The organism is Nostoc sp. LPT (assembly GCF_017115165.1).
In the GTDB taxonomy this organism is placed as follows: Bacteria; Cyanobacteriota; Cyanobacteriia; order Cyanobacteriales; family Nostocaceae; genus Nostoc.
On sequence record NZ_JABXKF010000135.1, the window covers coordinates 64,362 to 73,274 of the forward strand.

Genomic DNA, 8,913 nt, shown 5'->3' on the forward strand with positions numbered 1-8,913 from the left:
TAATTATTGTGTAATTAATTGAAAAATTCTCGCTTTTATCTCCTCGATAGATAATGAATCAGAAAGTTGTATGCTTGTCTCTTGCCGGATTTGAACCTTGGAATTGATTGATGACCTGCTACACTGCTTTCTGTAAGGATGAGAAAGCCAATTCCAGCTTCCTACAACAGCAAATTTAGTATCACAAACTAATATTTTTTCATTAGTCCCTCTACTTTCTATATGTATTTTTTTACCTAAACAACTTAAATGCGAACCTGGATACTGAGAAAACAATTCTTCCAAATTTTTCTCAAGTTGGGCATCGTTGCCATCGTTCTCTTCACTACCTTTATTACCATAAATAAGTCTAACTTTAACTCCTTTTTCTAAAGCTGAAACAATATCATTTACAAACCGTTTTGATTCATTACCGCGAATCCAAGGTGTGACAATTGCTAACTCTTGTTCAGCTTGTTCAATAGCATCTCTAAAAACTTTTAAATGGTCACAATCATAAACTACAATAGCTCCTGGCTGCAGCTTTGGAATTTCAGCTTCAGATTTGTAATCTAAAATATCTCCATACTCCCGAATGTGTTCAACAAGCTGACGAGTAAGCTTACCTTTTTCTAATCTGTAGAGGTTTCCAACTAAAATAAATAGTTCTTTGGCTCTCGATACAGCAACATTAAGTAAGTTTGGACGCTTGTTAATCCAGTTTACATTATCTTGTGTTCCACACACTTTTGTAGATAAGATAATCACCTTTTTTTCAGAACCTTGGAAAGTGTGAATTGTCCCAACAGATTTTTTATCTAATCCAGAGAATTTTTGAGTTAGATTTTCTCTCAAAGCCATAGCATGAACGTTAAAGGGTGAAATAACACCGATATCTTGTAATGAGTAACCTTGCTTTTGCAAGTGCTGGATTACATCACTTACAACGAGAATTTCTTCTTCATTAACATTACGACTAATACTTCCCTCAACATGGTAAGCAACTAAGTGGGAGTTTAATAAAGAAGTAACTGGTGGTGTTTTTACCTCTAAACCATACTTAGCAATAGCATTACAATATTCAATTATGCTAGGTTGACAGCGGTAATGTTCAATTAAACAAATATCTTGACCTCGATCGTTGTCTTCTCCACTTGCTCCAGCGGCGCGGTGATAAGTAGTAGCGCTATATTCTTCCTCTGGACTGTAACGGTGGTAATCAATTTCAGTTAATCCTCTGTCAATAAAGGCTGTTTGGCGGTATTCATCACGTCTTTCCTTACTGAGAGTGATTACAGGCTCTATTTGTAGGGGGTCACCTACAATAATAGCTTTGCGCGATCGCACCAATAACGGAAATGTTTGATGCAGAGGAATCATTCCCGCTTCATCTACTATTGTGCGGTCAACACATTCCTTAACCCAAGGCAGCATATTTCTGATGGAAAGTAATGTACCAGTGATGACAGGAAAAAATAAACTCACATTTTTAATATGCTCATTCAGATTTTCTGCCATCTTCTTTTTATCTTTCCAATTTCCTCCAGCAAGAACATTTGAATATAGTTCCAAAGAACCTTTGACGCGCTCTTTATTACAGAGTGCTTGCTGAGTCATAAATTTCCGCGACAACTCAAATAGCTCTTTGTGCTGGTAATGAAAATTTTGATAAAAAGAAGCATAAAAATCTTCCAGTGGAGTAGCCAATCTGTTTTCTAAAAAAGTTAATTCTCTACTTGCTTCATCTCTTTGGTACTCTGTATTCGTTATATCTCCAGAAAGTTCTTTTAATCTTTTTTGTACAGTGTTTAGTTCATCAGCGTTTGCCAATCGTTCACTAACTAACCATGCTTGTTGAATTAAATCATTGCGAGTTTCGGGAACTTTTACAGGAAAGATAGTATTCACAGTGTTTAAGATTGCGGGTTGACAAGCTGTGGCTGTTTTTGTCACAATCTGTCTTTCTGTTCTGCCAGAAAACCAAAGTAATATCTTCTTCCACCAAGAAATTTGTCCTTCAGGTAGTCGCATCTTAGCAGTATTTAGTATTACTTCAAGTTGTCTATAAGCTTCTACTGGAAGTTTGTCATAGTCAGATAATTGTCTTGCTCGTCTCTGAGAGTTACTTCTGACAGTTAATATTTCTTGTAAATACTATTGAAGTGCTTGTATTTTTTCTATAACTTGAGTCAGTCGTTCTTCATCTAAAGTTCTTTGACGACGTTTTTCTAAATAATTTGACTTTTCAGCCTCTAACTCATTTTTAATTTCTTTTATTTGCTGTGATAAATTATTATAATATTTGGGATTAAAACGATTTTTTTGTAAATAATCAAGCGCTTCTTGTAAATTTTCTAAAGCACCTCCAGGAGATTGGATATTCAATTTACTTCCCCCTTGAAGATAGAGAAAATTATGTTCTAGAGACTCACCTTTTAACCATTCATCTAGCTTTTCTATAACATTTTTAACTGCTTTATCATTGGCACTACTAATAACAGTTAAGTTATTAGTGTCCTGGTTACTTTCAATTAGACTGAGTGCGCGTTGGACTACCTGTTGAGCAATAAGGTGAAGTATGAGGGTGGTTTTCCCAGAACCTGGTGGCCCTTGGACAGCCGTCATCGGTTCGGTTTGGGCGTGTTTTAATGCTGTTGATTGCGACTTAGTTGGTGCGTGGGTTGGGAAAGCACCCATGTAAGTAACTTCGTGTTCTGGAAGTTGAGGTACACCAAACAAATATTCATAAGCTGGATGTTTTGGCTTCAACCACTTTTTTGAGCCTGACTTGATTTCTTTTAAGTCTTGCTTGAGATTCCAAGAATATGTTGCTCCAAAGGCAAACAAGTATGGCTGTCGTTGAATTTGGTGGCCAGATCGAGCTATAGGAACATTTCGCATCCACTCTTCATAAGTTTGAAATTCTTGCCCAAATGTGGTTTCGAGAAATCGTCGCAGTCCATCTTGGGTAATCAACTGCTCCCGTTGTTCGTCGTCTAATCCCATGAAGGTAGCTAGGTTTTTTCCTGCTTCCATCAGTTTTAATTCGTCGAGACTCCACCCTAATTGTCGATACTCTCCTTTGAGGATAGATGTAACATCCAAACTAAATAGAGGACAAAAATAAGATTTTCCCTTATCTACATCAATAAATTGGGGAAAGGACAATGCCCACACTGTTTCCTGTTGACCTTGTTGCACTTTGGCAACTTTTTGTTGTAGTTCTAAAAAAATGGTTGGCTCAATGAATACATGGTCACTTACTAGCTTTACACCGCGCTCTTTTACCACATCCTGATTAGCTGCTTCAATCCTGGCGTTACTGTAATCATCCAAAGCAATGTAATCGAACCATGCATTGAGAATTGCATCTACCTTGCTAGCTGCGTTCAAAATTACCTCCAGATTGTGGTACTGATTTTAGTTTCCTATGTATTATTACTAATTAACTGGGATACTAATCAAAATTACGCCAAATATATATTTTACGCAGCAGTTATTTATTTGTTGTACACATCACCAATATGGATATTACGAGCTTCATTAATATTCGTGATAAACTTTCCATACTGGTTTATCGTCTCAGCAATTTTATTAATCTTTTGTGTCGCTTGGGGCTTGACTTCATCCCACCCCTTATCAGGTAAACCTTTACCACCCCGAAGTTTGGCAATTACAAAATCTCCTGCATCCATATCAAAATGCGGAATTTGTTCTGCTTTGTACAACTGACGCGCACTCTCAGGCACAGTTTTACCCAGATAATTCATTAAATTAGAAACCCGAACTTCTGTATCACCGGGCTGATTACCAGCACCATGCAAAGCTTCCAGAAAATGATAAGTATAGATGCTGCTTGATTCATCTTTTATCCAAGATTGTTGCTCACCTTCAGAGGAAGTAAAAACTACTCTGCCTTTGCCTTGTTTCAAATCATCAATTAAGCCTTTAGATGGAGCAACTCGAATAAAATCTTCAAATTCTTCTTGTAGCTCTATATCAGCCTCTTTAGAAGTTGCCATTCCGGCTGCATGACAACTATCAATCACAACTAATAAACGTTCTGCTTTTATTTGCCTTAATGCATCTGTGAAAGTTTCGGCTGCAAGTGCGGAACTAGCAAGCTTAGTTGGCTTAATATCATGTTGTAGTAAATAATAATTTTGTGTATTTTTATCTATCCAGCCATGTCCTGAATAATAAACAAATACGGTTGCATAAGGGTCTGCGGCTGATTTTTCTTTTAACCAATTCAATCCATCTAGAATAGCGGCTTTATTTGCTTCTTGATTATTCAGCACTCGAATATAATCTTTATCATCGTTATAGGCACATAATTGCGGGTCAATTAAAGCAGCATAAATTGCTTGAGTATCTTTTACTGTTACTGGTAGCGAAAGCTTACTATATTTAGACTCCCCTACACCAATTAATAGTGCATAACCGTGAGTAAATTTATCGTTCACTTTCATTTAACTCCATGTACATAAGTGATATTTAAGTGATTTTACAGAGAATATATATTATTTATCTAAATGTAACAAAGTGTTAACTAAATCAGTGGCATTTACAACATAAACACCGCCAACCTCATTGCTAGAAATATCGACATTACCTTTTGTAAAACAAAGCAGTGCAGTCACCCACCGCGCACTTTTTAAGTATTTTACTTCTGTTGCTTGACCTTTAACTTTGCCTATCAAATCACCTTCGTCAAAATCAAAGGTATTTCTGCCGTAGCGTTTACGCAGACGACCACTTTCATAAACTTTAGTACCGCTATGGGATTTAACATCGACTACGTACCAGTTACCTTGAGGAGAATGCAGCACGACATCTGCATCACCCCATCTCCTAATTCGGAGGTTGTATTCCAATTGCCATCCTCGATGTTCCAAAGGGCGCAATAATATAGCTACTTCAGTTTCGGCTGTAGCACCACGTTGAGCATCACCCGCTCTTTTCATCAAGTGTTGCCCATTACGATACAGGTTGTATGAGCCTACCAATGCCCCTAGCGAGAGCAACATCCCCACAAAAGAAGTTCTGAAGATACTGAATAACAGTACTGTCCCCATTAGAACAACCACCGCAAAAGTATAACTCAGCATTGCAGACTGGCGACGCTCCTTAATCAATTTACGGATTTGCTCTCCTGGCTGTTTTGTTCGTGGTGGCAATTTTCTGTAGTTAATGCTGTTACGTAAAGACTGGAACTCTGAAAAAAGAGGATACCATAAGCCAATGACGATTTGCAGAAATCACAAGCAGTTGGACATCGCAAATGTGTGTATATTGTGGAAGTATGTGATGTCAGTTGTGGGTGAAAAACTGCTAAGGAGCGTAAAAACCAAATTTATCCACATAATAGATCAAAACTATTGTTAAAATCCAAATAATTTTAAGTTAAAATTCCTACCCAACTCCTATGAGAGAAACTGTCCTAGAGGTTCGCAATCTCCAAGTTGAATTTCCCAGCGATGGCAATAACGTCAGAGCTTTGGATGGTATTTCCTTTGGGTTGCATCGAGGTGAAACTCTAGGAATAGTAGGAGAATCGGGAAGTGGTAAATCAGTCACAGCCCTAGCTGTGATGGGTTTGTTGCAAACTCCTGGTATAGTGACTGGCGGTGAAATCTGGTTTCGTCCTCAGGAGAATGGCAACCCCATCGATTTGGTAAAATTGCCTCCTGAGCAAATGCAGCTACACCGGGGTGGCGACATCGCCATGATTTTTCAAGAACCGATGAGTTCGCTCAATCCAGTTTATAACATCGGGTTTCAGCTAACAGAAGCGATTATGCGGCATCAAAATGTGTCAGCAGCCCAAGCACGACAAATTGCGATCGCAGGTCTGCAAGAGGTAAAACTTCTACCTAGCGATGAAGAGATACAGCAGCAGTATATCGAAACTTGGCATCAAACCAACAGCAATTCATCGAAACCAGAACCATCAAAGTTGGCAAAGTTGGTTAAAGAACACAAAGAAGCGATGCTGGAACGCTACCCTCATGAACTTTCTGGGGGCCAGTTGCAACGGGTGATGATTGCAATGGCAATTTCTTGCAACCCATTAATTTTAATTGCCGATGAACCAACCACAGCTTTAGATGTGACGGTGCAAGCGACAATTTTGGAGTTAATGCGAGAATTGCAGCAAAGCCGTGACATGGCAATGATTTTCATTACCCATGACTTGGGACTAATTTCAGAAATTGCTGACCAAGTAGCGGTAATGTATAGAGGCAAAGTTCTTGAATCTGGTACTTCTGAGCAAATTTTCAGCAATCCCCAGCATCCATATACTAAAGGTTTGATCGCCTGCCGCCCCACACTCAACCGCCGTCCCCAAAAATTACTCACTGTTTCTGACTACATGAGTGCAGAGGAGACATCAACGGGACAAGTAGTAATTCAGCCAAAAGAACCCATACAACCCACAGAAGTCACTACTGAAGAGATTGCTGCAAGATTGGCAAACTTCAATGAATTGGAACCCCTGCTGCAAATCCGCAACCTGAAAGTTGGCTTTCCAGTGCGCGGGGTGTTTGGTGGGACAAAACGCTACAATATGGCAGTTAATGGCGTTTCTTTTGATGTCAAACCAGGGGAAACTCTAGGTTTGGTGGGAGAATCTGGTTGCGGCAAAACCACCCTCGGCAGAACCTTGCTGCGCTTAATTGAACCGATGAGTGGTCAGATTATCTTTGAGAAACAAGATATTACTAGTCTCAAAGGAGAACCGTTGCAAAAACTGCGACGGGAAATGCAAATAGTCTTCCAAAATCCTTTTAGTTCCCTCGATCCCCGAATGAAGGTGGGGGACGCGGTGATAGAACCATTGTTAATTCACGCCGTTGGTAAGACAAAGCAACAACGACGCCAACGGGTAGTCGAACTCTTAGAACGGGTAGGGTTGAGTGCAGACGCAATTAACCGCTATCCTCATCAGTTTTCTGGCGGTCAACGCCAACGGATTTGCATAGCCCGTTCTTTGGCGTTAAATCCTAAGTTTATCATCTGCGATGAATCAGTTTCAGCGCTGGATGTTTCAGTACAGGCGCAGGTATTAAATCTTCTCAAAGAATTACAGTCAGACTTTCAGCTTACCTATATTTTTATTTCTCACGATTTAAGTGTAGTGAAATTTATGAGCGATCGCATTTTAGTCATGAATCGCGGTCAAATTGTTGAAGAAGGCACAGCCGAAAGCATCTACCAAGAACCCAAAGAGGAATACACGCAAAAATTAATTGCTGCGATTCCTACGGGTAGTGCTGAACGGGTGCGAAGTCGTCATCTACGGGCTTTGTAGAAAACCCTCAGACTTAATAAAGGGGTTAAATTTGTTCTTCACCTTCAAAACTCACATCTTCATAAAGCAAATCAACTGCATAACTAAAATCAATGCTTTCTATGGCTTACGTGAGGGTAGAGGGTATGAATCCTCTAGAGGAGTCGGCTCCTCGTACAAACAACCTTTCAGGTCGCGCGGGCAGATAGGGAGTCACAACTGAGTCTGTTAAACGGGGCTTTCACCGCATTCCTCCGAGAGTTCAACCGTTTATATTACTAAAGTCGGTTGGTGTAGTTATTTACTAGACTGGCTACCGTCATTCACTGCATAACGAATCGCACCTACTCCAAGAGTGTGCTGTTGAAACCCCTACCCTAGACACAAAAGCTTCGGGAGTTACTACCCGGAACTTTTTTTGAGAAATCACCTTCACATCTGAATATAAATATTATTTTTCAACTCATAGAATAAAAACTATGAAATTTTTTAATGTGAATTTTGGTTTAGTCGAGACTCCCCTGATTCTGGGATTTGTAATGTTTGTACTAAGCATACCAGTACACGCCCAAAAACAGTATAATTTACCAGAGAAAGAGGATTATAAACACAGCTTAAGTGTGAGAACTCAATGTTTTCAGGATTTACAAAGAGATATCTCTGCGAAGAGAGTTGCACGATTGTGCCGTAACTCAACCCGTTATACAAGCCAGTGCTTTCAGGAATTAAGAAATTCTACCTCTTTGGAACGCGCTGAGAAACTATGCCGTATAGCAACACCTTATACCAGTCAATGCTTCTAGGATTTGCGGAATGTGACCTCAACGGAACAGGCAACACGGCTCTGTAATTTTGCTCTAGAGGATACAAATCAATGTTTTCGAGTTTTGAGCCAACAGATGTCAACAAACAGAGCAGAACAGGAATGTTTACCTCCCCTTGCTTCCGCTTTACAGGCTTGTGTAGATTCCCTGACTTTTGATGCTCAAGGACATCCTACTGGTATTTCAAAAACAGTAGCAGCGATTAATTGTCAAGAAACTTTACTATTCAGATTTCCCCGTTCCAACAGTGATTGGAACAGAGACTAGAATATTCGACGACACATCTAGTTCAAAACGTTTGCAAGGTGCGACCTTTTGAACAATACATTTTAAATACTATTTCGTTTCCCAAAGGTGCGACGACACAAAGCCAGCTTGTAAAGGCAATACGCTTGGGTTAAGCAAATTTATCTGTTAACGGCAGGCTGTTATTGTGCGGGGGAGGCTTTGGGAGCAGGGGGAGAGAAAAAAGTTTAACTGAACTGTATTGCTTGCAAAGGCAAATTATATCAAATCCGGCTGATTGCACATAGTTTCAATCAAGTAACAAAATTAGTTGTAGCTTATTTTTAGTGTGGTTGTTCAACTGGATTTGATATTATTAGCTTCGGCAAACTTATCTGAACCTTATTGTGTTAGGTTTATTGACCGATTGTTGTCGTTACAAATATCTTTTTTCAAACCTCGATTATTTGTATCTGGATTATCATCTTGATAGTTTTCAACCTGACTCTTTAAATCATGGAATTTTTTGTCATCTAATATCATGTCCGGGTAATTAGTTACGATTAAACTCCAAATTGAATCCACCAGTGA

Annotated in this window: 8 protein-coding genes; 3 read left to right on the forward strand and 5 right to left on the reverse strand. The window is 39.3% G+C overall.

The features are described 5' to 3' along the window. Positions 1–3: 3 nt before the first annotated feature. The 4 genes from HWQ58_RS25370 to HWQ58_RS25385 all read right to left on the reverse strand — a co-directional run bounded on the left by HWQ58_RS25370 (position 4) and on the right by HWQ58_RS25385 (position 5,159). Positions 4–2,010: an AAA domain-containing protein gene (locus tag HWQ58_RS25370; protein ID WP_292868888.1), complete on the reverse strand. Its 2,007-nt coding sequence runs from the start codon at positions 2,008–2,010 to the stop codon at positions 4–6. A gap of 123 nt (positions 2,011–2,133) precedes the next feature. Continuing rightward, on the reverse strand, positions 2,134–3,372 hold the full coding sequence (locus HWQ58_RS25375) for an AAA domain-containing protein (RefSeq protein ID WP_292868891.1): 1,239 nt from the start codon (positions 3,370–3,372) through the stop codon (positions 2,134–2,136). Positions 3,373–3,479: 107 nt separating this feature from the next. Next, positions 3,480–4,445 (reverse strand): caspase family protein, encoded by a 966-nt coding sequence (locus HWQ58_RS25380; RefSeq protein ID WP_292868894.1) that lies wholly within the window; start codon positions 4,443–4,445, stop codon positions 3,480–3,482. A gap of 57 nt (positions 4,446–4,502) precedes the next feature. After that, entirely contained in the window at positions 4,503–5,159 is a 657-nt protein-coding gene (locus tag HWQ58_RS25385) for a nuclease-related domain-containing protein (protein ID WP_292868897.1), read from the reverse strand. A 248-nt stretch (positions 5,160–5,407) separates the two neighbouring features. On the opposite strand from HWQ58_RS25385, the gene HWQ58_RS25390 reads away from it, so the two are divergent. The 3 genes from HWQ58_RS25390 to HWQ58_RS25400 all read left to right on the forward strand — a co-directional run bounded on the left by HWQ58_RS25390 (position 5,408) and on the right by HWQ58_RS25400 (position 8,364). Next, positions 5,408–7,294 carry an ABC transporter ATP-binding protein gene (locus HWQ58_RS25390; protein ID WP_292868900.1) on the forward strand — a complete coding sequence of 629 codons (1,887 nt, stop codon included), beginning with the start codon at positions 5,408–5,410 and terminating at the stop codon, positions 7,292–7,294. Positions 7,295–7,752: 458 nt separating this feature from the next. Continuing rightward, on the forward strand, positions 7,753–8,076 hold the full coding sequence (locus HWQ58_RS25395; protein WP_292868904.1) for a hypothetical protein: 324 nt from the start codon (positions 7,753–7,755) through the stop codon (positions 8,074–8,076). Between the two features lie 96 nt (positions 8,077–8,172). Further along, positions 8,173–8,364, forward strand: coding sequence for a hypothetical protein (locus tag HWQ58_RS25400; RefSeq protein WP_292868907.1), 192 nt, complete (start codon positions 8,173–8,175; stop codon positions 8,362–8,364). A gap of 360 nt (positions 8,365–8,724) precedes the next feature. On the opposite strand, the gene HWQ58_RS25405 is transcribed toward HWQ58_RS25400, so the two are convergent. Then, a partial coding sequence (locus HWQ58_RS25405) for a hypothetical protein (RefSeq protein WP_292868910.1) occupies positions 8,725–8,913 on the reverse strand: 189 nt, incomplete at its 5' end.

Excerpts from the sequence above, each read along its gene's own strand:
- HWQ58_RS25390 (WP_292868900.1), top strand. The coding sequence starts at position 5,408 with ATGAGAGAAACTGTCCTAGAGGTTCGCAATCTCCAAGTTGAATTTCCC.
- HWQ58_RS25400 (WP_292868907.1), top strand. The coding sequence starts at position 8,173 with ATGTCAACAAACAGAGCAGAACAGGAATGTTTACCTCCCCTTGCTTCC.
- HWQ58_RS25395 (WP_292868904.1), top strand. The coding sequence starts at position 7,753 with ATGAAATTTTTTAATGTGAATTTTGGTTTAGTCGAGACTCCCCTGATT.
- HWQ58_RS25370 (WP_292868888.1), bottom strand. The coding sequence starts at position 2,010 with ATGCGACTACCTGAAGGACAAATTTCTTGGTGGAAGAAGATATTACTT.